27 protein-coding genes are annotated in these 26,926 nt (G+C 57.6%); 12 read left to right on the top strand and 15 right to left on the bottom strand.

Annotation, left to right across the window (positions count from 1 at the left end; all coding sequences use genetic code 11):
- Positions 1-6: 6 nt before the first annotated feature.
- Both nlpD and rpoS read left to right on the top strand, forming a co-directional pair.
- Positions 7-1,131, top strand: a complete 1,125-nt coding sequence (nlpD, locus tag L3068_RS18120; protein ID WP_023338754.1) for a murein hydrolase activator NlpD — start codon at positions 7-9, stop codon at positions 1,129-1,131.
- Between the two features lie 59 nt (positions 1,132-1,190).
- Positions 1,191-2,183 carry an RNA polymerase sigma factor RpoS gene (gene rpoS / locus L3068_RS18115; RefSeq protein WP_008499600.1) on the top strand — a complete coding sequence of 331 codons (993 nt, stop codon included), beginning with the start codon at positions 1,191-1,193 and terminating at the stop codon, positions 2,181-2,183.
- Positions 2,184-2,235: 52 nt separating this feature from the next.
- On the opposite strand, the gene L3068_RS18110 is transcribed toward rpoS, so the two are convergent.
- Together L3068_RS18110 and L3068_RS18105 are read right to left on the bottom strand one after the other, a co-directional pair.
- Positions 2,236-2,613 (bottom strand): DUF4440 domain-containing protein, encoded by a 378-nt coding sequence (locus L3068_RS18110; RefSeq protein WP_117580992.1) that lies wholly within the window; start codon positions 2,611-2,613, stop codon positions 2,236-2,238.
- Positions 2,610-3,818, bottom strand: coding sequence for an MFS transporter (locus tag L3068_RS18105; RefSeq protein ID WP_117580990.1), 1,209 nt, complete (start codon positions 3,816-3,818; stop codon positions 2,610-2,612). The genes L3068_RS18110 and L3068_RS18105 overlap by 4 nt, the downstream gene beginning before the upstream one ends.
- Positions 3,819-3,926: 108 nt before the next feature.
- Between L3068_RS18105 and L3068_RS18100 the strand changes: the two genes are divergently transcribed.
- The gene (locus L3068_RS18100; protein WP_117580988.1) at positions 3,927-4,814 is read left to right on the top strand and encodes a LysR family transcriptional regulator; all 888 of its coding nucleotides are present in this window, start codon (positions 3,927-3,929) and stop codon (positions 4,812-4,814) included.
- Here the strand turns inward: L3068_RS18100 and L3068_RS18095 are convergent.
- Positions 4,811-5,218, bottom strand: a complete 408-nt coding sequence (locus tag L3068_RS18095; RefSeq protein WP_023331181.1) for a MarR family winged helix-turn-helix transcriptional regulator — start codon at positions 5,216-5,218, stop codon at positions 4,811-4,813. The two genes, L3068_RS18100 and L3068_RS18095, sit on opposite strands and share 4 nt — an antisense overlap.
- A 172-nt stretch (positions 5,219-5,390) precedes the next feature.
- Between L3068_RS18095 and L3068_RS18090 the strand changes: the two genes are divergently transcribed.
- The 3 genes from L3068_RS18090 to L3068_RS18080 are packed head-to-tail and all read left to right on the top strand — an operon-like array spanning position 5,391 to position 7,642.
- Positions 5,391-5,993: a non-oxidative hydroxyarylic acid decarboxylases subunit B gene (locus tag L3068_RS18090; protein WP_014885021.1), complete on the top strand. Its 603-nt coding sequence runs from the start codon at positions 5,391-5,393 to the stop codon at positions 5,991-5,993.
- Positions 5,983-7,410, top strand: a complete 1,428-nt coding sequence (locus tag L3068_RS18085) for a non-oxidative hydroxyarylic acid decarboxylases subunit C (protein ID WP_117580986.1) — start codon at positions 5,983-5,985, stop codon at positions 7,408-7,410. The genes L3068_RS18090 and L3068_RS18085 overlap by 11 nt, the downstream gene beginning before the upstream one ends.
- A 10-nt stretch (positions 7,411-7,420) precedes the next feature.
- On the top strand, positions 7,421-7,642 hold the full coding sequence (locus L3068_RS18080) for a non-oxidative hydroxyarylic acid decarboxylases subunit D (protein ID WP_003862116.1): 222 nt from the start codon (positions 7,421-7,423) through the stop codon (positions 7,640-7,642).
- Positions 7,643-7,734: 92 nt separating this feature from the next.
- On the opposite strand, the gene mutS is transcribed toward L3068_RS18080, so the two are convergent.
- The gene (mutS, locus tag L3068_RS18075) at positions 7,735-10,296 is read right to left on the bottom strand and encodes a DNA mismatch repair protein MutS (protein ID WP_023331179.1); all 2,562 of its coding nucleotides are present in this window, start codon (positions 10,294-10,296) and stop codon (positions 7,735-7,737) included.
- 113 nt (positions 10,297-10,409) lie between these two features.
- The gene (locus L3068_RS18070) at positions 10,410-10,640 is read right to left on the bottom strand and encodes a SymE family type I addiction module toxin (protein WP_014885018.1); all 231 of its coding nucleotides are present in this window, start codon (positions 10,638-10,640) and stop codon (positions 10,410-10,412) included.
- 175 nt (positions 10,641-10,815) lie between these two features.
- Between L3068_RS18070 and L3068_RS18065 the strand changes: the two genes are divergently transcribed.
- Positions 10,816-11,160, top strand: coding sequence for a nitrous oxide-stimulated promoter family protein (locus L3068_RS18065; RefSeq protein ID WP_050862110.1), 345 nt, complete (start codon positions 10,816-10,818; stop codon positions 11,158-11,160).
- Positions 11,161-11,165: 5 nt separating this feature from the next.
- Here the strand turns inward: L3068_RS18065 and L3068_RS18060 are convergent, their stop codons facing one another.
- From L3068_RS18060 to hypA, 10 genes are all read right to left on the bottom strand, one after another.
- Positions 11,166-12,386 carry an MDR family MFS transporter gene (locus L3068_RS18060; protein ID WP_117580984.1) on the bottom strand — a complete coding sequence of 407 codons (1,221 nt, stop codon included), beginning with the start codon at positions 12,384-12,386 and terminating at the stop codon, positions 11,166-11,168.
- A 16-nt stretch (positions 12,387-12,402) separates the two neighbouring features.
- Positions 12,403-13,164, bottom strand: a complete 762-nt coding sequence (gene eitC, locus L3068_RS18055; protein ID WP_014885015.1) for a siderophore ABC transporter ATP-binding protein EitC — start codon at positions 13,162-13,164, stop codon at positions 12,403-12,405.
- Positions 13,164-14,201, bottom strand: a complete 1,038-nt coding sequence (locus tag L3068_RS18050) for a FecCD family ABC transporter permease (protein ID WP_045282199.1) — start codon at positions 14,199-14,201, stop codon at positions 13,164-13,166. The genes eitC and L3068_RS18050 overlap by 1 nt, the downstream gene beginning before the upstream one ends.
- On the bottom strand, positions 14,201-15,199 hold the full coding sequence (gene eitA / locus L3068_RS18045) for a siderophore ABC transporter substrate-binding protein EitA (protein ID WP_023331175.1): 999 nt from the start codon (positions 15,197-15,199) through the stop codon (positions 14,201-14,203). Before eitA ends, L3068_RS18050 begins: the two co-directional genes overlap by 1 nt.
- A gap of 154 nt (positions 15,200-15,353) precedes the next feature.
- On the bottom strand, positions 15,354-17,426 hold the full coding sequence (gene flhA, locus L3068_RS18040; RefSeq protein WP_023331174.1) for a formate hydrogenlyase transcriptional activator FlhA: 2,073 nt from the start codon (positions 17,424-17,426) through the stop codon (positions 15,354-15,356).
- Between the two features lie 64 nt (positions 17,427-17,490).
- Positions 17,491-18,501, bottom strand: coding sequence for a hydrogenase expression/formation protein HypE (gene hypE, locus L3068_RS18035; RefSeq protein ID WP_023331173.1), 1,011 nt, complete (start codon positions 18,499-18,501; stop codon positions 17,491-17,493).
- Complete coding sequence (hypD, locus tag L3068_RS18030) at positions 18,498-19,619, bottom strand: hydrogenase formation protein HypD (protein WP_023331172.1); 1,122 nt, start codon at positions 19,617-19,619, stop codon at positions 18,498-18,500. Before hypD ends, hypE begins: the two co-directional genes overlap by 4 nt.
- 3 nt (positions 19,620-19,622) lie before the next feature.
- A complete protein-coding gene (locus L3068_RS18025; protein ID WP_014885010.1) occupies positions 19,623-19,895 on the bottom strand; it encodes a HypC/HybG/HupF family hydrogenase formation chaperone in 273 nt (90 codons plus the stop codon).
- Positions 19,886-20,749 carry a hydrogenase nickel incorporation protein HypB gene (gene hypB, locus L3068_RS18020; protein ID WP_023331171.1) on the bottom strand — a complete coding sequence of 288 codons (864 nt, stop codon included), beginning with the start codon at positions 20,747-20,749 and terminating at the stop codon, positions 19,886-19,888. The genes L3068_RS18025 and hypB overlap by 10 nt, the downstream gene beginning before the upstream one ends.
- A gap of 3 nt (positions 20,750-20,752) precedes the next feature.
- Complete coding sequence (gene hypA, locus L3068_RS18015; RefSeq protein WP_032635694.1) at positions 20,753-21,103, bottom strand: hydrogenase maturation nickel metallochaperone HypA; 351 nt, start codon at positions 21,101-21,103, stop codon at positions 20,753-20,755.
- A 210-nt stretch (positions 21,104-21,313) separates the two neighbouring features.
- Between hypA and hycA the strand changes: the two genes are divergently transcribed.
- From hycA to hycE, 5 genes are all read left to right on the top strand, one after another.
- A complete protein-coding gene (hycA, locus tag L3068_RS18010) occupies positions 21,314-21,778 on the top strand; it encodes a formate hydrogenlyase regulator HycA (protein ID WP_014885007.1) in 465 nt (154 codons plus the stop codon).
- Positions 21,779-21,851: 73 nt separating this feature from the next.
- Positions 21,852-22,460, top strand: coding sequence for a 4Fe-4S dicluster domain-containing protein (locus L3068_RS18005; protein WP_023331169.1), 609 nt, complete (start codon positions 21,852-21,854; stop codon positions 22,458-22,460).
- Positions 22,457-24,271 (top strand): formate hydrogenlyase subunit 3, encoded by a 1,815-nt coding sequence (gene hycC, locus L3068_RS18000; protein ID WP_045134146.1) that lies wholly within the window; start codon positions 22,457-22,459, stop codon positions 24,269-24,271. Before L3068_RS18005 ends, hycC begins: the two co-directional genes overlap by 4 nt.
- 1 nt (position 24,272) lies before the next feature.
- Complete coding sequence (locus L3068_RS17995) at positions 24,273-25,196, top strand: respiratory chain complex I subunit 1 family protein (protein ID WP_023331167.1); 924 nt, start codon at positions 24,273-24,275, stop codon at positions 25,194-25,196.
- A 15-nt stretch (positions 25,197-25,211) separates the two neighbouring features.
- Positions 25,212-26,921, top strand: coding sequence for a formate hydrogenlyase subunit HycE (gene hycE / locus L3068_RS17990; RefSeq protein WP_014885003.1), 1,710 nt, complete (start codon positions 25,212-25,214; stop codon positions 26,919-26,921).
- The last annotated feature ends 5 nt before the right edge of the window (positions 26,922-26,926 follow it).

The following is a 26,926-nucleotide window of genomic DNA, read 5'->3' as shown; positions in this document are numbered from 1 at the left end:
GGATAAATGAGCGCGGGAAGCCCTAAATTCACCATCAGCCGTGTTGCGGCATTATCACTGGTTTCGCTCTGGCTGGCTGGCTGTACAAGTTCTAACAATGCGCCTGCGCCCGTCAGTTCCGTCGGCGGAAACAGCGGCTCGGGTAACACGTCCAGCGGAATGTTGATCACGCCTCCGCCTAAAATGGGAACTGCCACGGCGCAACAAAATCCGTCAATCCAGCCAGTTCAGCGCCCAATGACGCAGCCAACACAGATTCAGCCAGTTGAACAGCCTGTTCAGACCCAAAATGGCCGCATCGTGTATAACCGTCAGTATGGGAACATTCCGAAAGGCAGCTATACCGGCGGCAGCACCTATACCGTGAAACGCGGCGATACGCTGTTCTATATTGCCTGGATCACCGGGAACGATTTCCGTGACCTCGCACAGCGTAACAACGTCCAGGCCCCGTATGGTCTGGAGGTTGGGCAAACGCTCCAGGTGGGCAACGCAACGGGTACGCCACTGACGCCTGGCAACACGGTTTCAGCGGCCGATGTGACCGCACAAAATAACAGCGTTAAGCCTGCACAAAAATCCACCACGGTGGTTGCTTCACAACCTGTAATTACGTATTCTGAGGATTCAGGTGATCAGACTGCTAACAAAATGTTGCCGAATAATAAAGGGACTGCGACTACTGTCACAGCACCGGTTACGGCACCTGTGGTTAGCTCTACTGAACCGACTGCAAGCAGTCAGAATGCCAGTTCGTCAATCACTACCTGGCGCTGGCCAACTGACGGCAAGATTATCGAAAACTTCGCCACTTCTGAGGGTGGGAACAAAGGGATCGATATCGCAGGCAGTAAAGGACAGGCTATCATCGCGACCGCAGACGGACGCGTTGTGTATGCCGGTAATGCTCTGCGCGGTTACGGTAATCTTATCATCATCAAACACAATGATGATTACCTGAGTGCCTACGCCCATAACGACACAATGCTGGTCCGGGAACAACAAGAAGTTAAGGCGGGGCAAAAAATCGCTACCATGGGTAGCACCGGAACCAGTTCTACACGCTTGCATTTTGAAATTCGTTACAAGGGGAAATCCGTAAACCCGCTGCAGTATTTGCCGCAGCGATAATTTGACGGGGCATGCCAGCCAGGGTGTCTCGTTCAGGGATCACGGGTAGGAGCCACCTTATGAGTCAGAATACGCTGAAAGTTCATGATTTAAATGAAGATGCGGAATTTGATGAGAACGGAGTAGAGGCTTTTGACGAAAAAGCCTTAGTAGAAGAGGAACCCAGTGATAACGATTTGGCTGAAGAAGAGCTGTTATCGCAGGGCGCCACACAGCGTGTACTGGACGCGACTCAGCTTTACCTTGGGGAGATTGGTTACTCCCCACTGCTAACGGCCGAAGAAGAAGTCTATTTCGCACGTCGTGCTTTGCGTGGTGATGTTGCCTCGCGTCGTCGCATGATCGAAAGTAACCTGCGACTGGTCGTGAAAATTGCCCGCCGTTACGGCAATCGTGGTCTGGCTCTGCTGGATCTGATTGAAGAGGGCAACTTAGGTCTCATCCGCGCAGTTGAGAAGTTTGACCCGGAACGCGGGTTCCGTTTCTCAACCTACGCGACCTGGTGGATTCGTCAGACCATCGAACGGGCTATTATGAACCAGACCCGTACGATCCGCCTGCCGATCCACATCGTCAAAGAGTTGAACGTGTATCTGCGCACCGCGCGCGAGTTGTCCCATAAACTGGACCACGAGCCAAGCGCAGAAGAAATTGCCGAACAACTCGATAAACCGGTTGATGACGTAAGCCGTATGCTGCGTCTCAACGAGCGCATTACCTCCGTTGACACCCCGTTGGGTGGCGACTCCGAAAAAGCGCTGCTGGACATCCTGGCCGATGAAAAAGACAACGGTCCGGAAGACACCACGCAGGACGATGACATGAAACAGAGCATCGTCAAATGGCTGTTCGAACTGAACGCCAAACAGCGTGAAGTGCTGGCACGTCGTTTCGGTTTACTGGGGTATGAAGCTGCGACACTGGAAGATGTTGGCCGCGAAATTGGTCTGACTCGTGAACGTGTTCGTCAGATTCAGGTTGAAGGTCTGCGCCGCCTGCGTGAAATCCTGCAGGGGCAAGGTCTGAATATCGAAGCGCTGTTCCGCGAATAAGCAACCTTTCGTCAAAAAAGGCCCGTCGTGAGACGGGCCTTTTTCTTTTGTGCTATGGCAGCGCCGTTTCGTGCAGCAGACGCCATGTGATCCTGCCATCTTCCTGATTCAGCACTGCGGTTGACCAGCGCACGTTGATAGAGTGATCCGGGCGGGTTTGCGTCTCCTGGTAGTGAAGCACCGCGCCATCATCCCAGCTCTGTCGCGTCGATAATTCGTCAATGACGATCTTAAGCCCAGGACGACTTCCGCGCTGGTTATCCAGAAAACGAACAAGCCCGTTGTAGTCTATATGGACCCCACCGGGTGGGATCATCAGAAAATCAGACCGAAAACGGGCGAGCAGGGCGTCGGAATCGCCTTCGCCTTTGCCTAGCCAGTTTTCAAGTGCAATGTGGAGCTCGATAATCTCGTGTTCGAAAGGCGTCATGAATTCTCCTGTCGCAGCTGGGTGAGCACCTGCGTATTGTTAAGACGAAAAACGTACAGTACAGGCAGTAAGGTCATGCCTGCGGCAAAAATAAACATCCCGTGCCACGCGGCGAGCGGGGGGAGCCAGGCCTGCGCAAGGTTGAGGACCTGCGCCAGCAGCAGGGTTCCCACAAAAAAACTCAACTGACGATTAAGATTCCACAGCGCACTGGCATCCGGCATATCTTCCCGGCGCGTTGTCAGAAAAGCGCTGCTTTGAGCCGTGCTGCTGCAAAGACTTCCCCCTGCACCCATCAACACAAAGGCAAGGGTGGGTAACAGCGCTGTGCTGGCCGGACCGACGCTCAGTAAAAGCAGAACGCCCAGCGCCTGGAGCAGACAGCCTGTGACGACAAGGGGACGAGGACCAATACGGTTAAAATAGCGTCCCGTTGCCGTGATAGCGACAAACGATGCCACAGACCACGGCAGCATCAGCATTCCCGTTGCGCCGGGTGTCATATTGGCCTCGCTCTGAAGGTAATACATACCCGTGACGTTCACACCAATAAATATGCCTGGTACACAGACATAGACCAGCATGGAAAAACGCAAAAGCGGGTCCGCAAGTAAAGGCAGGTTTAGCAGCCGGCTTGCTTTCATCGCGGGCTGTTCGTGTTTAAGCCACAAACAGCCCAGAACAAAGGTCACGATGGCAACCGGGAGCGTGGCGAAAAATATCCATCGCCAGCTTAGCGTTTGCACCAGCACGCCTCCCATAGCAGGGGAGCAGGCGGGGGCAAGCAGTGCGACCAGCATAACCGCTGAGGAGAGTCTGGCTCGCTCGTGAGGCTTAAACTGTTGCCAGGTCAACGCCTGTCCAACGGGAATCAATAAGCCTCCTCCCACCCCCTGTAACACTCGCCAGGCAATCAGGCTTTCCAGCGTGGCAGACAAGCCTGCCGCAGCAGAGGCAGCGCTGAACAGAAAAAGCGAGAGCAGGATGACGCGCTTCGGTCCGATTCGGCGCGTGAGCACGCTGCTAAACGGGATCACCAGCGTCAGACCAGCAATGTACCCGTTACTGACCCAGGCAAGTGCTGAAGGCGTGGCGTGAAAGGCGTGAGCCATTGCCGGAAAAGCAACGCTGGCAATAAACATGTTAATCAAATCAAGAAAAAAGCCCAGCAGATAGACAACGGCGACTTTGCTGCGATAGGTCATGGTGGTTCCTCCCGTGAGGAGGCGTATCGTATCGACGCGCCAGGCACGGATAAACCAGACAAAGCGCGATATACTGTCAAAAATATTTTGACGGTAAAAGGCGTGATGATGATTAACTTACAGCGGACGCAGATGTTTGTTGCGGTGGCAGACACCGGCAGTTTCACTGCGGCAGCTGAGGCGATGGGGCTGACAAAAGCCGTGGTCAGCTTCAATATTCGTCAGCTCGAAGCCGAACTGGGCGTTACCCTGTTGCTGCGATCCACCCGCCGCCTGACGTTAACCGACGCGGGTACTCTTTTTCATCAACGCAGCGTCGCGCTTCTGAAGGATGCAGAACAGTTGCAGGATGATGTCCGCGCGAATCATGCCGGGCTCACCGGGGAGTTGCGGATCACGACCACGCCTGAGTATGGCTCACAGGTCGTGGTGCCGATGCTGGCAAGGTTCAGCCAGCAGCACCCGGATCTTCGCGTGCGTCATGTTTCGTCATCACTGCATGCCGACCTTATCTCAGAGCGCTTTGATGTGGCTATCCGACTGGGAACGCTTACCGATTCACGCTATCACGCTGCATTGATCGCGCACTTTTCGATCCTGCCCGTTGCGACACCCAAGTGGCTCGGTACTCATCCGATCGCATCGCTGGCGCAGCTTGCCCATGCGGACTGGATTATCCACGAGCGCTTAACCTCGCCGCTGCGCTGGCAGGTGAAAAATGCCGGTGGTTTGCCCGACACGCTGGAGATAAAAAAAGCGCCGCGCCTGTTTGCCGACAGTGCGCAGGCTCTTATGGCCTTTGCACTCGCCGGAGGTGGAGTGGCATTACTGCCGGAATGGCTGGTGCGCGATGCGCTGGATACGGGAAAACTGGTGCCGGTTTTACCGGAATATACCTTCGCGCGGCAGGGCATTTACGCGGTTTATCCGGATGCCCGGCACGTGCCGGCGAAAGTACGCACCTTTATTGATTTTATGCGCGCCAGCGTGAATTAATCGTGCATCATTTTCTTGATAAGCGCGGAGAACTGCTCCCGCTCGGCCTGACTCAGGCGCCCTAAAAATGCCTCATCTACTTCATTGCTTACCGGCTTGCAGCCTTCAAGCAGGGCTTCGCCTTCTGGTGTCAGGAAGACAAACCGGCGGCGCTTATCGGCGGGGTCATGCTCGCGTTTGACCAGCCCGCGCGCCTCCATGCGGCTCAGCATTTCCGCCAGGGTCGCTTTCGTACTGACTGCCACTTCGGTCAATGCCACCTGTTCAATGCCCGGATGCTCGGCAACAGAGCGCATAACCGCATACTGCGGCTTGGTTAGCTCCGGTAAGGCATGTTGCCACTGCGCGGTATGCTGTTGAAAAAGCTGACGTAACAGGTGGAACGCCTCTTGTCTTAGTTCCATGAACACTCCGACGGAAAATATCTCCCCCTATGATAGCCGCTAAAGCCCGGGATGATAACGCGGCATTTTTTAGCAATTAGTGTGATCGTATGCGAACGATCTTGCCAGAAAAACGATCCGGGAGTAGTTTACCTATAATGTTCGTACACGAACAAATTAATTGAGGTGATGAATGAGATTGATCGTGGGAATGACGGGGGCGACGGGGGCTCCGCTGGGCGTGGCGCTGCTGCAGGCGCTGCGGGAGATGCCTGAGGTGGAAACGCATCTGGTGATGTCGAAGTGGGCTAAAACCACCATCGAGCTGGAAACGCCTTACACCGCGCAGGACGTTGCTGCGCTGGCTGACGTTGTCCACAGCCCGGCTGACCAGGCCGCCACTATCTCCTCCGGGTCGTTTCGTACCGACGGCATGATCGTTATTCCCTGCAGCATGAAAACGCTGGCGGGGATCCGCGCAGGCTACGCCGAAGGGCTGGTGGGCCGTGCGGCGGATGTGGTGTTGAAAGAGGGGCGCAAGCTGGTGCTGGTTCCCCGCGAAACGCCGCTCAGCACCATCCATCTGGAGAACATGCTGGCGCTTTCCCGAATGGGCGTGGCGATGGTGCCGCCCATGCCTGCGTATTACAACCATCCGCAGACCGCCGATGACATCACCCAGCATATCGTGACCCGCGTGCTCGACCAGTTTGGTCTGGAGCATAAAAAGGCACGCCGCTGGAATGGGCTGCGGGAGGCGAAAGATTTTTCACAGGAGAATAAAAATGGCATTTGATGATTTGAGAAGCTTTCTGCATGCACTCGATGAGCAAGGGCAACTGCTGAAAATTGAGGAAGAGGTGAATGCGGAGCCGGATCTGGCGGCGGCAGCCAACGCCACCGGTCGCATTGGCGACGGTGCGCCCGCGCTGTGGTTTGACAATATTCGCGGGTTTACCGATGCCCGCGTGGTGATGAACACCATCGGCTCCTGGCAGAACCACGCCATTTCGATGGGGCTGCCTGCGAATACCCCGGTAAAAAAACAGATCGACGAGTTTATCCGCCGCTGGGATAAATTCCCCATCGCACCGGAGCGCCGCGCCAACCCGGCCTGGGCTGAGAATACGGTGGACGGTGAAGACATCAACCTGTTCGACATCCTGCCGCTGTTTCGCCTGAATGACGGAGACGGTGGTTTTTATCTCGACAAAGCGTGCGTTGTTTCGCGCGATCCGCTTGACCCGGATAATTTCGGCAAGCAGAACGTCGGCATTTATCGCATGGAGGTGAAAGGTAAGCGCAAGCTCGGCCTGCAGCCGGTGCCGATGCACGATATCGCCCTGCATCTGCATAAAGCGGAAGAGCGTGGGGAAGATCTGCCGATTGCAATTACTCTCGGCAACGATCCGATCATCACCCTGATGGGCGCGACGCCGCTGAAATACGATCAGTCAGAATATGAGATGGCGGGTGCCCTGCGCGAAAGCCCATACCCGATTGCCACCGCACCGTTAACCGGCTTCGATGTACCGTGGGGCTCTGAAGTGATCCTGGAAGGGGTGATTGAAGGTCGTAAACGTGAAATCGAAGGGCCGTTTGGAGAGTTTACCGGGCACTATTCCGGTGGCCGTAATATGACGGTGGTACGTATTGATAAAGTTTCTTATCGCACGAAACCGATTTTCGAATCCCTGTACCTCGGTATGCCGTGGACCGAAATTGACTATCTGATGGGCCCAGCCACCTGCGTGCCGTTATACCAGCAGCTGAAAGCCGAATTCCCGGAAGTGCAGGCGGTGAACGCGATGTACACCCACGGTTTGCTGGCGATTATCTCCACCAAAAAGCGTTACGGCGGTTTTGCCCGCGCGGTCGGTTTGCGTGCCATGACTACGCCGCATGGCCTGGGCTACGTGAAGATGGTGATTATGGTGGATGAAGATGTTGACCCGTTCAACCTCCCGCAGGTGATGTGGGCGCTGTCATCGAAGGTCAACCCGGCAGGCGATCTGGTTCAACTGCCGAACATGTCGGTGCTTGAACTCGACCCAGGCTCCAGCCCGGCGGGCATTACCGACAAACTGATTATTGATGCGACGACGCCTGTCGCCCCGGACACCCGAGGCCACTATAGCCAGCCGGTACAGGATCTGCCTGAGACCAAAGCCTGGGCTGAAAAACTGACCGCGATGCTGGCAGCACGTCAATAAGGAGGAAAAGATGATTTGTCCACGTTGTGCCGATGAACATATTGAAGTGATGGCGACATCACCCGTGAAGGGGGTCTGGACGGTTTATCAGTGCCAGCATTGTCTCTATACCTGGCGCGATACCGAGCCGCTGCGCCGCACCAGCCGTGAACATTATCCGGAAGCGTTTCGTATGACGCAGAAGGATATTGACGAGGCACCGCAGGTGCCGACGATCCCGCCGCTGCTGTAAAAAAAGCCGGGTGGCGGCTTCGCCTTACCCGGCCTACAAAACCCGTAGGCCCGGTAAGCGCAGCGCCACCGGGCAATAAAGACCGCAGAGAACTAAACCAGACTCTTCAACCGATAAATCCACTCCAGCGCCTGACGCGGCGTCAGTGAATCCGGGTCGAGATTCTCAAGTGCTTCCACCGCAGGCGACGTCTCTTCCGCAGGCACCAGCAGCGACATCTGCGTGCCATCAATCTGCGTCGCCGCCGCATTCGGTGACAGGCTTTCCAGCTCACGCAGTTTCTGACGCGCGCGCTTAATTACCTCTTTCGGTACGCCAGCCAGCGCCGCGACGGCCAGGCCATAGCTCTTGCTCGCCGCACCGTCCTGCACCGTGTGCATGAAGGCGATGGTATCGCCGTGTTCCAGCGCATCAAGGTGGACGTTAGCCACCCCTTCCATCTTCTCCGGTAGCTGCGTCAGCTCGAAGTAATGGGTGGCGAACAGCGTCATGGCTTTGATTTTGTTCGCGAGGCTTTCAGCGCAGGCCCATGCCAACGACAGGCCATCGTAGGTTGATGTTCCGCGTCCGACTTCGTCCATCAGCACCAGACTGTGTTCCGTCGCGTTGTGCAGAATGTTAGCCGTTTCGGTCATCTCCACCATAAAGGTTGAGCGACCGCTCGCCAGATCGTCTGCCGCCCCGACGCGGGTAAAGATACGGTCGATAGGGCCAATCTCAACGTGTTGCGCCGGGACGTAGCTGCCGATATAGGCGAGCAGCGCAATCAAAGCGGTCTGGCGCATATAGGTACTTTTACCGCCCATGTTTGGCCCGGTAATGATCAGCATTCTTCGCTGCGGCGAGAGGTTCAGCGGGTTGGCGATGAACGGCTCATTCAGTACCTGCTCGACCACCGGGTGACGGCCTTCAGTGATGCGGATACCGGGCTTGTCGGTAAAGGTCGGACAGGTATAGTTCAGCGTTTCCGCGCGTTCAGCCAGGTTCACCAGCACATCCAGCTCCGCCAGCGCGCTGGCGCTAAGCTGCAGATCGGCCAGGTGTGGCATCAGCATGTCAAACAGCTCTTCATACAGCTGTTTTTCCAGCGCCAGCGCTTTACCTTTCGAGGTGAGCACTTTGTCTTCGTACTCTTTCAGCTCGGGAATAATGTAGCGCTCGGCGTTTTTCAACGTCTGACGACGGACGTAGTGAATTGGTGCCAGATGGCTCTGCCCGCGGCTGATCTGAATATAGTAACCGTGTACCGCGTTATACCCCACTTTCAGGGTGTCGAGCCCAAGACGCTCGCGCTCGCGGATTTCCAGTTTATCAAGATAATCCGTTGCACCGTCTGCCAGCGCCCGCCATTCGTCCAGCTCCTCGTTGTAGCCAGGGGCAATGACGCCGCCGTCACGCACCAGAACCGGAGGCGCATCGATAATGGCGCGTTCCAGCAGTTCGCGAAGCTCGGTAAACTCGCCCATCGTTTCACGGAGTTTCTGAACCGGAGCGCTGTCAACGTCGCTCAACTGAGCACGCAGTTCCGGTAACTGCTGGAAAGCATGACGCATACGTGCGAGATCGCGTGGGCGCGCGGTGCGCAATGCCAGACGGGCAAGGATACGCTCGAGATCGCCCACCTGGCGCAGAACGGGCTGCAGCTCGGTGTAACGATCCTGCAATGCGGCAATCGTCTGTTGACGGCAGACAAGCGTATTCGTATCGCGAATGGGCATATGCAGCCAGCGTTTCAGCATACGGCTCCCCATCGGCGTCACCGTGCTGTCGAGGACCGACGCGAGGGTATTTTCTATGCCACCCGCCAGGTTCTGCGTGATCTCCAGGTTGCGGCGCGTGGCGGCATCCATGATGATGCTGTCCTGTTGGCGCTCCATGGTGATAGAACGGATATGCGGCAGGGCGGTGCGTTGGGTGTCTTTCACGTATTGCAGCAGGCAACCTGCTGCACACAACCCGCGCGGCGCATTTTCAACGCCAAAACCGATCAAGTCGCGGGTGCCAAACTGCAGATTCAGCTGCTGGCGCGCGGTATCTATTTCGAATTCCCACAGCGGGCGACGGCGTAAACCTCGGCGACCTTCAATCAGCGCCATCTCGGCGAAATCTTCGGCATAGAGCAGCTCAGCCGGGTTGGTGCGCTGCAATTCGGCAGCCATCGTTTCACGGTCAGCGGGTTCACTCAGACGAAAACGCCCGGAGCTGATGTCCAGTGTGGCATAACCAAACCCTTTGCCGTCCTGCCACAGCGCCGCCAGCAGGTTATCCTGGCGCTCCTGAAGCAGGGCTTCATCACTGATGGTACCTGGCGTGACGATGCGCACGACTTTGCGTTCAACCGGCCCCTTCGACGTCGCCGGATCGCCAATCTGTTCGCAAATGGCGACGGATTCTCCCTGATTGACCAGTTTGGCCAGGTAGTTCTCTACCGCATGGTGCGGGATGCCTGCCATCGGGATGGGCTCACCTGCCGATGCGCCACGTTTGGTCAGCGAAATGTCGAGCAACTGCGATGCACGTTTGGCATCGTCATAAAACAGCTCGTAAAAATCGCCCATACGGTAAAACAGCAGGATTTCCGGATGCTGTGCTTTCAGCTTCAGATACTGCTGCATCATCGGCGTATGTGCGTCGAAATTGTCTATTGTGCTCATGGAGTTATGATGTCCATTTCTTTGAAAAGAAACCGTTTTGAGCGGCTCAGTGGCCGTTAGTTCCTGCTATTGTCGCATGAAAAAAAGCGATGTCGCAGAAAAATGTCGCGGCTTTACGAGGTGCCTTCCGGCATCAACTCGATGACAATTTTGCCATGCTCCACGCCCACCCTGACCTGGGCGTTGGTAGTAAAGCCCGCCTTTTCAAGCCAGTCCCCTTTTAAGCTCAACGCCGCATGTACGCTGTAACGCTTAGGTATCTTAGTTTTTCGATCCTCGTGACGTTTTCTGAAATATCCCACTTTTAAATGGCGGTAGGGTTTGCCAGTCGCGATCTCTTGCATAGAACCTCCAGACAATACGGACAACGGTCACTCCTGATGCCTGTATAAAATACCCGTGATTTTCAGGAGGTGTAGCATTAATGCTGGAATCAGGCTTCAGAAAACGGAATGCAACAACTGAAATTCAGGGTTTAAAAGAGTATTATCGATGCATCTTATTAATCGGTAAGTCGCTATGTCCGGTAAACGCATATCACGAGAAAAAGAGACTATCGCGAAAATGATCGCGTTGTTTGAAAAGCAGTGTCCGCAGGCGTCTCGGGAAGAGGGGCATTATCAGGCGCTGAACGCGTATGCCGATAAGCGCCTGGATAAGTGTGTTTTTGGTGAAGAAAAGCCTGCCTGTAAACAGTGTCCGGTACACTGCTACCAGCCCGCAAAGCGGGAAGAAATGAAGCAGATTATGCGCTGGGCGGGGCCACGCATGTTATGGCGTCATCCTATCCTGACCGTTCGTCATCTGATTGACGATCGTCGTCCGGTGCCGGAATTACCGGAAAAGTATCGCCCGAAAAAGTGAGCCGTTCAGCTTCGCAGCGGGCGGCAAATTACCTGCAGGGCCAGGGCGCTGCATAACGGGAAGAGGGCCAGCAGCAGCCAGGGGTATATTGCCTGAGCCGAAGGCACCAGCGCGCGATCCAGCAGACTGCCAAACAACAAATTTCCCGCCAGTACCGCAATCCCTCCGGCGGTGGCGAGAGCACCATAATGCGCCCCCAACGTTGATTCCTCGGCGAACCGCGGAATGAGATCTTTTGCCGAGGGGACCAGCAGCATTTGTCCCAGCGTCAGTAACGTGACAAATAAGACCGACGGCAGCAACCGCAACCAGCCCTCCGGCGGTTCAGTCGCTGCAAACATCGCTACGCTCGCAAAGGCCGTAGAAAGCAGCAAAAAGCCCACCGGCAGGATCCTCACCGCGCCCACGCGGCGGGCAAAGCGTGCCAGCGGCAGCTGTAAGGTAATGATCAGCACGGAGGCGAGCATAAAAAGCGGACCGAGATCTTTCTCGTTACCACCAGATCGCTGGATCTCCACCGGCAGCGCCAGATAAAGCTGGTTGTAGCTTAACAGCCATGAGCTATAGGCAATGATGAAGGCGACGAAGCGAGGCTGGCGGAAGGTTGTCCACCAGGGCTGTATTTTCAGCGTTTGTGAACGGCGGCCAGAAGCAGGAAGGCAGAAGTAGAGCACCACTAACGCAATAATAAAGACTCCTGCACCCGCCAGCGCCACCTGGCGGAAGCCAAGCCCCGTTAACAGGGCGCCAGCAACCGGGCCCAGTACCGCGCCGAGTTCCCCGCAGACTGCAAACAGTGCAAACCACTCCGCCCGGCTTCGTGTCCCTTTCGCCTCACTGTGCGTGCCCGCTTTGGCCAGCAATGCCTCAATCGAAGGGGAAAATAATGCGCCGCCGATGCCCGTCAGACATGCGCCCACAATAATCGGCGAGAGCGATTCCCCGAAGGCCAGCAGCAGATAACCTGAAACACGAACAATACAGCCGCTGAAGATAACCACTTTCGCGCCAAACCGGTCCGAGAGGGCACCACCAACGATAAACATCCCCTGCTGGGAGAAGGTGCGCAGGCCCAGAATCAGCCCGATCAGTCCGCCGGAGAGCAGCATGTCGTCGCGCAGGAATATCGCCAGGAAAGGAACGACGGCGTAAAAGCCAATGTTGAAAACAAACTGGCTACCCAGTAAGACGGGCGGCCAGAGCGTGGCGGCTGGGCGAAGGAGCATTGTGATTTACGCGCCCCTAAACGATAAAGTGGATGTGCTTTTTGCCATGGAACGGCGAGATCTCAATTTTGGTTTTGACCCGGAAAACATCCCACAGCAATGACTCGGATAAGATGTCCTGAGGTGTCCCCGTCGCCACAATTTGCCCCTTCTGCATCACAATCAGCGAGTCGCAGAACATTGAGGCGTGGTTGAGATCGTGGATAGCGACAATGCTGGTGACCGGTAATTCGCTGATCAACTGCATCAGCTGCATCTGATGATGAATGTCCAGGTGGTTGGTCGGTTCGTCCAGCAGGATTTCCGTTGGGGTCTGGGCCAGCGCGCGGGCAATGTGCACCCGCTGGCGCTCTCCGCCGGAGAGGCTCAGCCAGCCCTGGTCGCTTTTATCCAGCATATCCACGCGTTGCAGTGCCGCCGTGACGGTCTCGTCATCGTGCGTGCTCCAGTTGGAAAAAGCAGAGTGGTGCGGAATTCGTCCAAGTTTCACCACGTCGCGCACGCGCATGTTGGCGTCGGTCATCCCGTGCTGCTCAACGAACGCTACCCGGCGGGCAAGCTGCTTTTTGGCGATGCGGGAGATGTCCTGCCCGTCCAGCGTCACGCGGCCCGCATCCGGGCGACGCAGTCCCGCGAGGATACGCAAAAGAGACGATTTTCCGCAGCCGTTTGGGCCCAGCAGGCCGACGGTTTCCCCCCGGGAGACCTTCAGCGAGACGTCATTGACGATCGCCTTTTTGCCGACCTTCCAGGTAATATTTTCAGCGCAGATACTCATCACTTATTCCTTGAACGGTAAATAATCACGGCAAAGAAGGGAACGCCCACCAGTGCGGTCACTACGCCGACGGGCAGGCTTTGCGGCGCAATCAGCATGCGTGAGGCAATGTCTGCCAGCACCATCAGGATCGCCCCGGCCAGCGCGCTGGCAATGAGCAGCGTGCGATGCAAAGGTCCGAACAGGAAACGCATGACGTGCGGAACCACCAGCCCCACAAAGCCGATGGAGCCTGCCATACTGACGATGGTCGCGGTAATCAGTGCGGTCGTGATAAATAACGCCAGGCGTACCCAGGGAACGGCAATCCCCAGCGATGCGGCAGCGTCGTCACCGAACGTAAAGGCATCCAGCGCCCGGGAATAGAAGAGGCAAACGGCTAACCCCAGCAGGACCACCACCAGTACCAGCTGGAATTCCGGCCAGCGTACGCCGCTGAAGCTGCCCAGCAGCCAGAACATGACATCTCGCGCCTGCTGTGCGCTGGCTGACGTGCTGATGGTGTAGGCGGTAATGGCATTGAACAACTGCGAAGCCGCAACGCCTGCCAGAATAGTGCGTTCATTGCCGCCGCGCGCGCCGTTCGTCAGAAAAGCGACAAATGCAAAGGCGGCGAAGGCACCCGCGAAGGCCCCCGCAGACAGCGAAACGGCTCCCGTTCCCACACCCAGCACCACGACGGAAACCGCTCCGGTTGAGGCCCCCGCAGACACGCCGAGAACATAGGGTTCCGCCAGCGCGTTCTTCAACAGACTTTGCAGGACGGCACCGCAGATGGCTAGCCCGGCGCCACAGCAGGCAGCAACCAGCGCACGGCTCAGACGAAAGTCCCAGATAACGCTCTCATAGATGCGGTTGAGCGGAACCTCGGTGAGCCCCATTTTATTGCTGATAGCATAAAACACGTTATCCAGCGGGATGGACAGTTCACCGACGCTGACGCCAAGGGCGATGACCAGAAACAACAGTACAATGGCAAGCAGAGCAGACGTGGTCAGGAACAGGCCCTGGCGGGCCTGAAGTACAGCGGCTGTCATCAGTTCAGCCCCAGTTTTCTGAGCTGTTCACCCACCTGTTCAGCACCGTAAATTGTACGAATCGTTGGGTTCATCGCCTGGCCGTCCATCACCACGATATGGCCTTTTTTGACGGCATCAAGCTGGCTGACGGCAGGATCGTTTTTCAGGAATTTGATTTTTTCTTCCGCGTTATCCAGCGCCCAGCGGTTACGGTCCAGACTGGAGACCACAATCACATCCGGATTAGCGGCAATAATGCTTTCCCAGCCCACGGTTGGCCATTCGGTTTCAGATGTAATGGCGTTGTGCCCGCCCAGCACGTTGGCAATAAATCCGGAGGCGCTGTTTTTACCGCCGACGTAAGCATCAGCCGAAGGAGAGGAGCTTGAGAACCAGAAAACAAAGGAGAGGTCCTTTTTGTTTTTACCAAACTCCTGGCGCAGGTCAGCCTCACGTTTTTTGAAATCGGCAATGACGGCCTGGCCGCGATCTTCCACGTTAAAGATTTTGGCAAAATCCTCAATCTCCTTATAGAGATAGGTCATGTCCCACAGCTTCTGGCGGCTGCCGTACATATCTCCTGTGGCTTTTTTGGTCGCGCACATGCCCGGTGAGACGTAGCTATTCACACCGACGGTCGCCAAATCTTCACGTTTTGCGACCTTACTCTCAGGCCCAAGTAACAGAGGAAGCTGGGCAGGTACAAAATCAGGATTTTGCGCAAGGATAGATTCAAGCGTAGGGATTTCTACCGTCAGGGTTTTGATTTTTGCGTTCTGTTCAGCCAGCTGCGGCAGCACTTTGGTCGGCCAGAAGGCGCTGGCCTTCACCTTATCCTGCAGGCCGAGCAGGAGCAAAATTTCGACGGTATTCTGACCCAGGGCCACGACGCGTTCCGGCGCTTTGGTGAAGGTCTCTTTATAACCACAGTTTTCAATGGTCAGAGGATATGTGGTTGCCAGAGCAGAACTGACCGACGCAATCGCCAGGCCCAACGCGCAGATGACCTTTTTCATTAAACGCTACCCTTCATTAAAATTATTTTTTGATGCAAATGAAACTCATTATTAAGGCGGAATTTTATACAGAGGAAACGATTTTGTGTCAATGAGGGACAATTGCGCAGGGTGACAAAAGGCGGTGCCAGAATAACACCGCCAGATTGCGGACTTACAGCAGGTTCTCTTTATCAATCCCGAGGCGCTTCATGCGCGACAGCAGGGTCGTGCGTTTTAAGCCTAAACGCTGGGCAGCCCCTTTCGGGCCGGCAACCACGCCGTTCGTCTCTTTCAGCACGCGCATAATGAGCTGATATTCATCTTCTCCCTCTTTTGCGATCTCGGCTGCGGTCACGGTCGTTTCAGGCAGAGAAACCTCCGGCAGGGAGAGTTGCAGCACATTGCCACGCGTGAGCAGCACCGCACGCTCAATGACGTTTTCCAGTTCGCGGACGTTACCCGGCCACTCCATCGACGAGAGGGTGCGTAGCGTTTCGGCAGGAATACTGTCAATATTTCGCCCCATTCGGCGGGCGATCTTCGCGGTAAAGGCTTTTACCAGCAGGGGGATATCTTCCGGACGTTCGCGCAGCGGGGGCAGGCAGATCGGGAAGACGTTCAGGCGATAGTAGAGATCGCTTCTGAATTCGCGGTCGGCGACCATTTTTTTCAGGTCGCGGTTGGTGGCGGCAATCAGCCGCACGTCAGTCTGGATAAGCTTGTTGCTGCCAAGGCGCTCAAACTCCTGCTCCTGCAAGACGCGCAGCAGTTTAGGCTGCAACTCCAGCGGCATATCGCCCACTTCGTCGAGGAACAGCGAGCTTTTATCGGCCAGTTCAAAACGCCCCAGGCGCTGGCTGCTGGCCCCGGTAAATGCGCCGCGCTCGTGGCCGAAGAGGTCACTTTCCAGCAGGCCCGCAGGCATCGCCGCGCAGTTCATCTTCACCATCCGGCGGCTGTTGCGATTGCTCAGGTTGTGGATGGCTCTGGCAATCAGCTCTTTACCCGTGCCGGTTTCACCCAAAATCAGCACCGTGCTGTCGCTCTGCGCCACCATTTCCACCTGCTTGAGGACGCTGTACATCGCATCGCTGCGCCCGATGATTTCGCCAAACTCGCTGTCCACATTATTAAGCTGCTCGGTCAGGGCCAGGTTCTCGTCCACCAGCCGCTCTTTCAGGCGATGGATCTCCTGATAGGCGAGGGCGTTATCCAGCGCGATGGAGATACGCTCGGCAATCTGACGCAGCAGCTTCAGGTTGGCGGTGGTAAACACGGCTTCATCACACTGCGCCAGTTTCAGCACGCCAAGCATGGTGTTGCCGGACATCAGCGGTAGCAGGCACAGGGTCTGGATCTTATTGCCCCAGGTGTTAAACAGCATTCGCTCATACGGCGCCACCGGATCCTGTTCGCTCAGGTTAAGCAGGAGGATCTCTTTGCTTTTGAATACCCGTTCAGAAAGGGTGCCCGCTTCATCCACTTCACTTTGCTCATGCGCCGGGTTGGCTTCATCGAGATAGTGCGTGGAATAGATATTCAGCTTGCCCTTGCGATGCCCCCGCAGCGCAATACTGATAGCGTCGATTTTGAAATAGTGGTGGATCTCTTTTGAGACTTCGCTGACCAGCTCATCCATATCGAGACGTGACAGCACGGCGTTAGTGATTGCCACCAGGATGCGGAAGTTATCGCGCTCGCGGCTCAACAGGTCGTAATCCACGTTATTGGTGACGCGACTTTGGATCTGCTCTGCCACCACGGCCACAATCTGGGTAAAGGTGTGCAGACGCTCGTACTCCGCTTCGCTCCAGGGCCGGTCGGTCGTGCGGATGAACTCGCAGCCGCCAAAGATATGGCCCTCCGCCGCCAGCGGCAGCATGCTGTAGTGGCCAAAAGGCTGATAGAGGTTGCTCCCGGCAAGCCGCGGCCACGCCATCCTGAACTCCTCAAAATTGCAGTGCAGGGCTTCCGGACGGGAGAGAATGCGGCGCACCGGACCATGCGCCAGATACGTTTCATCTTCGTATTCAAACGTTTTGCCATTATCACGCGTTGAGTAGTAGCTCGCGCGTTGCGTTCCGCTATGCCAGAGCACAATTGCGGCGCTGTCTGCCAGGGCTGATTGCCTGACCAGTCGCGTCAAAGCATCGCTTAGCGCGCTGAGATCGGGCTGCTGTAAAAGTGTGCGCGTGATATCAAACAGGCCCTGCTGTCCAAGATCGCTCATCGGTGTATACGGCATTATTGCTTTCCAATTGAAACTGGCAGAAAAGAGACATTCAGTGCTGACCGCTTATGGCGCGGTTCTAGCAAATTCGGGGTAACGGTTCAGCGTGCGGCAGATCCAGTGTGCGCTTCACGCCGTAAAGCCCGGTCAGGCGCACCCCTTTGCGCTCAACCACTTCCCCAATGATGGCGGCATCTTTCCCTAATGGATGCGACCGCAGCCCGGCCAGGACAGATTCCGCCGCTGCGCGTTCAACGCCGATCACCAGCTTGCCTTCGTTCGCAAAGTTGAGGGGATCAAGCCCTAGCATCTCGCACAGCCCGCGTACGGCGGGTTTGACAGGCAGACCACGCTCGGTCAGTTCAATCCCGCACCCGCAGCTTACGGCGAACTCGTGGACGACGGCATTCACGCCGCCACGGGTGGCGTCGCGCAGGGCTTTCACACCAGGAATGGCGCGCAGCGTCTGAATAAGCGGGGTAAGCACTGCACAGTCGCTACGCAGTTCGCCGTCCAGCCCTAACCCTTCACGCAGATTAAGAATCGTCGCGCCATGGCATCCCAGGGTGCCGCTCACCAGCAGAACGTCGCCCACGCTAAGTTGCTGTGCGCCCCAGTGGATGTCGGCGGGGATCGCGCCCATCCCGGCGGTGTTGATAAACAGTTTGTCGGCGGCGCCGCGCTGAACCACTTTGGTATCGCCGGTGACGACAGCGATCCCCGCCTCGCGCGCCGTCTGTGCCATGCTGTTGACCACCGCCGTGAGCGTCTCCATCGGCAGCCCCTCTTCAAGGATAAACCCGCAGGAGAGGTAGCGCGGAATGGCGCCGCTGACGGCAACGTCGTTGGCCGTGCCGCAGATGGCGAGCTTGCCGATATCACCGCCCGGGAAAAACAGCGGGTCAATGACGTAGCTGTCGGTGGAGAACGCCAGCCTGTCGCCCTGGGCAGTGAGTGTCGAGAGCGCGATGCGCGCCTGGTCTTCCTGCTCGGCGAGCCAGGGGTTGTTAAAAGCCTCCATAAACAGCCGGTTAATCAACTGCTGCATCGCCTGTCCACCGCTTCCGTGCGCCATTTCCACCGTGTTCATGCTTCACACTCCTGGTTGCGATATTGATACCACGCGGCGCATGCCCCTTCGGAGGAGACCATCAGCGCGCCAAACGCGGTTTGCGGGTTACAGGTGTTGCCAAATAACGGGCATTGATGAGGTTTACACTTACCGGTGAGCACGTCGCCACAGCGAGAACGGGGATCGTCGCACACCTGCTGCGGCTGCGGGCGGAAATGTGTTTCTGCATCAAACGCGCGATAGGCTGGCGTGAGGCGCACGCCGGATTCGGCAATCAGCCCCAGACCGCGCCACTCGCTGTCGCCTTCAACGCTAAACACGTCGGCAATGGCCTGCTGGGCCCGTTCATTTCCCGCATCGGGCACCACGCGGCGGTACTGGTTTTCGACCGCACTCAGGGCCGCTATTTTCTGCTCAACCAGCATGGTCACACCTTGCAGTAGATCAAGTGGCTCGAAACCAGCGACCACTAACGGACGATTGTACTGTTCAGAGATGAAACCGTAGGCGTCTGTGCCAATCACCATGCTGACGTGTCCCGGGGCCAGAAAGGCGTCGATACCGTTATCCGGCTCCTCCAGCAGGCTGCGCAGCGTGGGAATGAGCGTGATGTGCTGACAGAAAAAGAAAAAATTAGTGACGTTGCGGGCTTTGGCCTGCTGCAGCGTAATGGCCGTCGCGGGCATAGTGGTTTCAAAACCCAGCCCAAAAAAGACGACGTTGCGCTCAGGGTTATCCCTCGCCAGCGTCAGGGCATCCATTGGCGAGTAGACGATCCGCACGTCCGCACCGCGCGCTTTCGCCTGCAGCAGCGAGCCATTTTTCCCCGGCACGCGCATCGCATCGCCAAAGGTACAGAAAATGACGTCAGGCTGGCTGGCAATTTCAATACAGCTGTCGATGCGGCCCATTGGCAACACGCAGACCGGGCAGCCGGGGCCGTGGATAAACTCGATGTTATCTGGCAGTAGCTGGTCGAGGCCAAATTTGAAGATGGCGTGCGTGTGTCCGCCGCACACCTCCATGATCCGCAGCGGCCTTTCTTTCGTGTTGTTCAGCAGCGCCGCCCGTGTTTTCAGGTGCCCGATAAGCTGCAGTACCTGTTCTGGCGCGCGGTATTCATCAACGTAACGCATGTGCTACCGCTCCTCGCCGTACAGCAGGGCGCCCACGTCAGGCTCCACGTCAAACATGTTTTGCAGCGCATCCAGCGTGTCGCGGGCTTCCGCTTCGTTAATCACGCTCATTGCAAAGCCCACATGGACCAGCACCCACTGGCCGAGACGTGACGCGCCGGTTTCATCGGTACTGCCCACCAGCGTCAGATCCACATCGCGCAATATACCGCAGACCTCCACCCTGGCCTGGTTACCGTCGATTGCCTGAATTTGTCCGGGTACGCCTATGCACATCGTTCGCTCTCCAGCCAGTTTAGCCATGCGTCCATGCCGTCGCCGCGCGTGGCGGAGACCAGCACGATCGCAATCTCCGGATTCACTTCGCGGGCATACGCCAGGCATTTCTCCACGTCGAAATTCAGGTACGGCAGCAGGTCGACTTTGTTCAGCAACATCAGGGAGGCGGCGGCAAACATATGCGGGTACTTCAGCGGCTTGTCTTCCCCTTCGGTGACGGAGAGTACCGCGACTTTGTGGCGCTCGCCGAGGTCAAAGCTCGCCGGGCACACGAGGTTACCGACGTTTTCAATAAACAGGATGCCGCTCTCTTCAAGCGGCAAACGCGGTGCGGCATCAGCAATCATCTGCGCATCCAGATGGCAGCCTTTGCCCGTGTTGACCTGAATCGCCGGGGTGCCGGTTTCACGAATGCGCGCGGCATCGTTTACGGTCTGCTGATCGCCCTCGATCACCGCGCAAGAGACGCGTTTGTTCAGGCGCTTGAGTGTTTCTGTTAACAGCGTGGTTTTGCCTGAACCCGGGCTGGAGACCAGGTTCAGCACCAGCTGTTTGCGGGCGGCAAAGCGCGCGCGATTGCGGGCCGCGAGCTGGTTATTTTTGTCCAGCACGTTGATCTCGACGTCCAGCATCTGCCGCTGGCTCATGCCCGGCGCATGAGTGCCCGCTTCGCCGTGGCCGTAGTGCAGGTCGCCCGCGTCAGAGCGTTGCGGCGCAAAGGTAATGCCGGTCAGAACTGCCGCAGGACGCGGGGCAGGGGAAAAGGGCGCGGAGCGAAACGCGGAGTGGGGGCGGTGTTCGTCCCCTTCTATATACAGGTTGCCTTCGGCGCAACCGCAGGTACTACACATACATTACTCCTTCTCGATTTCGAGGCGTTGGATCTGCATACCGTCATCCGCCACGATCCGCAGCCCGGTACGCTGGCACTGCGGACAGCGCTGAACCTTTGAGGAGAGCAGCGTGACGTACTGCTGACACTGCTCGCACCAGCACTCCGCCTGCTGCTCGTCGATATGCAGCTCGCAGCCTTCCGCCAGCGTGCCGCGGCATACCAGCTCAAAACAGAAGGTCAGGGCGCTGGTCTCGACGCAGGAAAATGCCCCGATCTTCAGCCAGACGCCGGTGACGCGTTTCGCGTGGTTTTGCACTGCCTGCTGTTCGATAAGTTCAAGCGCTCGCTGGCAGAGGGTGATTTCGTGCATGACGCCTCCTCAATGAATTGCCCCAGTAATGCAATAACAGTGCCAGCCTGTATTTTGTCAGGGCGTGACGATGTCAATGCTGTCGAAATGACACGTCGACACCGCCGCGTTGACAGCAGTTTTGAAATTAAAGGCCAATAAAATCAGTTAATTAAAAACTGGCACGGAATCTGCTTAACAGCCGCTATCTCCATTAACCGGATACCTTTTATGACTATTTGGGAAATCAGCGAAAAAGCGGATTACATCGCGCAGCGCCACCAGCAGCTACAGGAGCAGTGGCACCTCTACTGCAACTCTCTGGTTCAGGGGATCACCCTGTCAAAAGCGCGTCTGCATCATGCGATGAGTTGTGCGGCGCAAGGCGATATGCGCTTTGTCCTCTTCGGCCACTTCACGGTCTTTGTCACCCTGGCAGACAGCTTTAACAGCCACACCATTGAGTACTACGTCGAGAACAAAGAGGGTGAAAAACAGTGTATTGCGCAAGCGCAACTGATGGCTGACGGCATGGTCGATGGCTACGTCAGCAACCGCGATCGCCAGCAGGTGCTTGAACACTATCTGGAGAAAATCGCGCCGGTTTACAACGGGCTTTATCACGCGGTTGAACACGACTTACCGGTCGACCTGAAACAGCTGATCGCCGGAAACCCTTCCGCAAACGTTGCCTGAGAACCGAGTGTCGAAAAGTGTCGAGAAGACAGCTTTTCGTCGTCAAAAATGACCATCACCTGAGGATTGCCCGGTGAACCGTTTTGTAATTGCTGACTCGACGGTCTGTATTGGCTGTCGAACCTGTGAGGCGGCGTGTTCGGAAACCCACCGCCTGCACGGGCTGCAGTCCATGCCGCGCCTTCGCGTCATGCGTAATGAAAAAGAGTCTGCTCCGCAGCTCTGCCACCACTGTGAAGATGCCCCCTGCGCGGGTGTTTGTCCGGTGAATGCCATCACCCGTGTTGATGGCGCGGTCCAGCTGAACGAAAGCCTGTGCGTCAGCTGCAAGCTGTGCGGCATTGCCTGCCCGTTCGGCGCCATTGAATTTTCCGGCAGCCGTCCGCTGCACATTCCGGCCAATGCCAACTCCCCGAAAGCGCCGCCCGCGCCACCGGCTCCGGCTCGCGTAAGTACGCTACTGGACTGGGTTCCCGGCATCCGCGCCGTGGCGGTGAAGTGTGACCTGTGCAGCTTTGATGAACAGGGACCGGCCTGCGTGCGGACCTGTCCGACCAAGGCGCTCATTCTGGTTAACATCCGCGATATCGCCCGTACCAGCAAACGCAAGCGCGAGCTGACCATTAATACCGACGTCGGCGATCTTTCACTTCTGCAGGCGCTTAACGAGGGGGCGAAATGAACGCGATAGACATGATTAACAGCGCCGTAGCGTACTTTGCGGCCGCCGCCGTGCTGGCGCTGCTCTTCTCTTTCCATAAAATCCTGAGCGGCTGGATAGCCGGTATCGGCGGGGCGCTCGGCAGCCTGATGACGCTCGCGGCAGGCGGTGTCGTTTTGCTGGGGGGGCAATCCACAGAGGCCGTGATGCCGCTGATTCGTCACAGCGTTGAGATTACGCCGCTGAATGCCATCTGGCTGGTGACGTTCGGTCTGTGCGGGCTGTTTGTCAGCCTGTTCAATATCGACTGGCACCGCCACCAGCACACCAGAGCTAATGGTCTGCTGGTAAACCTGCTCATGGCGACGGCGGTCTGCACCGTTATCGCCAGCAATCTTGGCGCGCTGGTGGTGATGGCCGAAATTATGGCCCTGTGCGGCGTGTTCCTGACGGGCTGTAGCGCCTCCGGCAAGCTATGGTTTGCTCTCGGTCGCCTCGGCACGCTGCTGCTGGCGCTGGCCAGTTGGCTGGTGTGGCAACGCTTTGGCACGCTGGATTTCTCTGCGCTCAACGGCCATCCGCTGGGGAATGACGTCTGGCTGCTGGGCGTTGTGGGCTTTGGCCTGCTCGCCGGGATCATCCCGCTGCACGGCTGGGTGCCGCAGGCGCATGCCAATGCCTCCGCGCCCGCCGCCGCGCTGTTCTCTGTGGTGGTGATGAAAGTGGGTTTATTCGGGATTTTGGTACTCACGCTGACCAGCGGGCAACCGCCGCTGTGGTGGGGTGTCGTTCTGCTGCTGGCCGGGATGATCACCGCGTTCGTGGGTGGCCTGTACGCGCTGATGGAGCACAACATCCAGCGTTTGCTGGCGTACCACACGCTCGAAAATATCGGCATTATCCTGCTCGGTCTTGGCGCGGGCGTCACCGGTCTGGCGCTGAATCAGCCCGCGTTGATTGCCGCCGGGTTTATCGGTGGTCTGTATCACCTCGTCAACCACAGCCTGTTTAAAAGCACCCTGTTCCTCGGCGCGGGCAGCGTCTGGTTCCGCACCGGTCATCGGGATATCGAAAAGCTCGGCGGCATTGGCAAAAAGATGCCGGTGATTTCCCTGGCGATGCTGGTGGGGCTGATGGCGATGGCCGCGCTGCCGCCACTGAACGGTTTTGCCGGCGAGTGGGTGATCTACCAGTCTTTCTTCGCGCTCGGTCAGAGCGATGCGTTTATCGGCCGTTTGCTGGGCCCTATGTTGGCGGTCGGCCTGGCGATTACCGGGGCGCTGGCGGTGATGTGTATGGCGAAAGTCTACGGCGTTACCTTCCTTGGCGCACCGCGCACGCGTGAGGCTGAAAATGCCTGCTGTGCACCGGTATTGATGGCCACCAGCGTGGTTGCGCTGGCGCTGTGCTGCATTGCGGGTGGGGTTGCCGCGCCGTGGCTGCTGCCGCTGCTCGGAAACGCTATTCCGTTGCCGCTTGAGACGGCACAAACCACCGTTTCCCAACCGATGATAGCCCTGCTGCTGATTGCCTCTCCGCTGCTGCCGTTCGTGCTGATGCTGTTCTTTAAACGCGATCGACTCGCCTCCCGTGCGCGCGGCGCAGCCTGGGCCTGCGGCTACGAACACGAGCAGTCAATGGTCATCACCGCCCACGGTTTCGCCATGCCGGTAAAAGAGAACTTCGCCGCCGTGCTGAAGCTGCGCCACTGGCTCAACCCGCAGGGTTGGGTTCCGGGCTGGCAGAGTGCTGCCGCGCCCGCACTGTTCCGCCGTCTGGCGCTGATTGAGCTGTCGGTGCTGGTGGTCATTGTGATTTCACGAGGAGCCTGACATGAGTCTGTTACTGGCAATTCTTCAGGCGCTGGTGCTGTTTGCCGTTGCGCCGCTGCTCTCGGGCATCACGCGCGTGGCGCGCGCCCGGATGCACAACCGTCGCGGGCCTGGCGTGCTCCAGGAGTACCGCGATCTCTTCAAGCTGCTCTCTCGCCAGAGCGTGGCGCCCGATGCCGCAGGCTGGGTCTTTCGCCTGACGCCGTTTGTGATGGTTGGCGTGATGCTCACCATCGCCACCGCGCTGCCCGTCGTCACGGTGGGCTCACCGCTGCCTGCGCTCGGCGATCTGATCACGCTTATCTACCTCTTCGCCATCGCCCGTTTCTTCTTTGCGATTGCGGGTCTGGACACCGGGAGTCCGTTTACCGGCCTCGGTGCCAGCCGCGAGGCGATGCTGGGTGTGCTGGTTGAGCCGATCCTGCTGCTGGGGCTGTGGGTCGCCGCGCAGGTCGCAGGCTCCACCCATATCAGCTTTATCACCCATACCGTTTATCACTGGCCGGTAAGCCGCTCCATTCCGCTGGTGCTGGCACTCTGCGCCTGCGCGTTCGCCACGTTTATTGAGATGGGCAAACTGCCGTTCGATCTCGCGGAAGCCGAGCAGGAATTACAGGAGGGGCCACTCACCGAATACAGCGGCTACGGCTTTGCGGTACTGAAGTGGGGGATCAGCCTCAAGCAGCTGGTGGTGTTGCAGATGTTTGTCGGCGTCTTCTTCCCGTGGGGGCAGATGACGCACTTTTCCGCGGGCGGCCTGGTGCTGGCCGTCGTGGTTGCTGCAATCAAGCTGCTTATCGGCGTGCTGGTGATTGCGCTGTTCGAGAACAGCATGGCGCGTCTGCGTTTTGTGGCGACCTCGCGCATCACCTGGGCCGGTTTTGGCTTTGCATTTTTAGCGTTCGTCTCCTTGCTGGTGGCGTGATTAAAGAGAGTGTTTATGTCTGAAGAAAAGAAAGGTCAGCAGTATCTCGCCGCGTTGCACCAGGCTTTCCCCGGCGTGGTGCTGGAAGAGTCCTGGCAAACCAAAGACCAGATCACCGTCACCATAAAGGTGAACTACCTGCCGGAGGTGGTGGAGTTTCTTTACTACCAGCAGGGCGGCTGGCTGTCGGTGCTGTTCGGTAACGACGAGCGCCAGCTATGTGGCAATTACGCCGTGTACTACGTGATGTCGATGGAGCAGGGCGAGAAGTGCTGGCTGACCGTGCGCGTCGAAGTCGATCCGAATAAGCCGGAATATCCGTCCGTTACGCCGCGGGTGCCTGCTGCCGTCTGGGGCGAACGCGAAGTGCGCGACATGTACGGCCTGGTGCCGGTCGGCCTGCCGGACGAGCGCCGTCTGGTGCTGCCGGACGACTGGCCGGATGAACTCTATCCGCTGCGTAAAGACAGCATGGACTACCGCCAGCGCCCGGCGCCGACCACCGACAGCGAAACCTACGAGTTCATTAACGAGCTGGGCAGTAAAAAGAACAACGTGGTGCCGATTGGCCCGCTGCACGTCACCTCCGACGAACCGGGCCATTTTCGCCTGTTCGTCGACGGCGAAAACATTATCGACGCCGACTACCGCCTCTTCTACGTCCATCGCGGCATGGAAAAGCTGGCGGAAACCCGCATGGGCTACAACGAAGTGACTTTCCTTTCTGACCGCGTGTGCGGCATCTGCGGCTTTGCCCACAGCACCGCGTACACCACGTCGGTAGAGAACGGCATGGGGATCGTGGTGCCGGAACGTGCGCAGATGATCCGCGCCATTCTGCTGGAGGTGGAACGTCTGCACTCGCACCTGCTAAACCTCGGCCTGGCCTGCCACTTCGTCGGTTTTGACTCCGGGTTTATGCAGTTCTTCCGCGTGCGTGAAGCCTCGATGAAGATGGCGGAGATCCTCACCGGGGCGCGTAAAACCTACGGGCTGAACCTGATCGGCGGGATCCGCCGCGACCTGCTGAAAGATGACATGATCCAGACCCGTCAGCTGGCGCAGCAGATGCGCCGGGACGTGCAGGAGCTGGTGGATATGCTGCTCAGCACGCCAAACATCGAGCAGCGCACCGTAGGGATTGGCCGTCTTGATCCGGAAATTGCCCGCGACTTCAGCAACGTCGGCCCGATGGTGCGCGCCAGCGGCCACGCCCGCGACACCCGCGCCGATCACCCGTTCGTCGGCTACGGCCTGCTGCCCATGACCGTGCACAGCGAGCAGGGCTGCGACGTCATCTCACGTCTGAAAGTCCGCATTAACGAGGTGTTCACTGCCCTGAACATGATCGACTTCGGCCTCGATAACCTGCCGGGCGGTCCGCTGATGGTAGAGGGCTTCACCTACATCCCGAACCGCTTCGCGCTCGGCTTTGCAGAAGCGCCGCGCGGGGACGATATCCACTGGAGCATGACTGGCGACAACCAGAAGCTCTACCGCTGGCGCTGCCGTGCGGCGACCTACGCCAACTGGCCAACGCTGCGCTACATGCTGCGCGGCAATACGGTCTCCGATGCGCCGCTGATCATCGGTAGCCTCGACCCGTGCTACTCCTGCACCGACCGCATGACCGTGGTGGACGTGCGCAAGAAGAAAAGCCAGGTGGTGCCGTACAAAGAGCTTGAGCGCTACAGCATCGAGCGTAAGAACTCGCCGCTGAAATAAGGACT

The organism is Enterobacter cloacae complex sp. ECL414 (genome assembly GCF_021869685.1).
Taxonomy (GTDB): Bacteria; Pseudomonadota; Gammaproteobacteria; order Enterobacterales; family Enterobacteriaceae; genus Enterobacter; species Enterobacter kobei.
The sequence above is the reverse complement of the archived record's forward strand: the minus strand, read 5'-3'. Positions and strand labels throughout refer to the sequence as shown.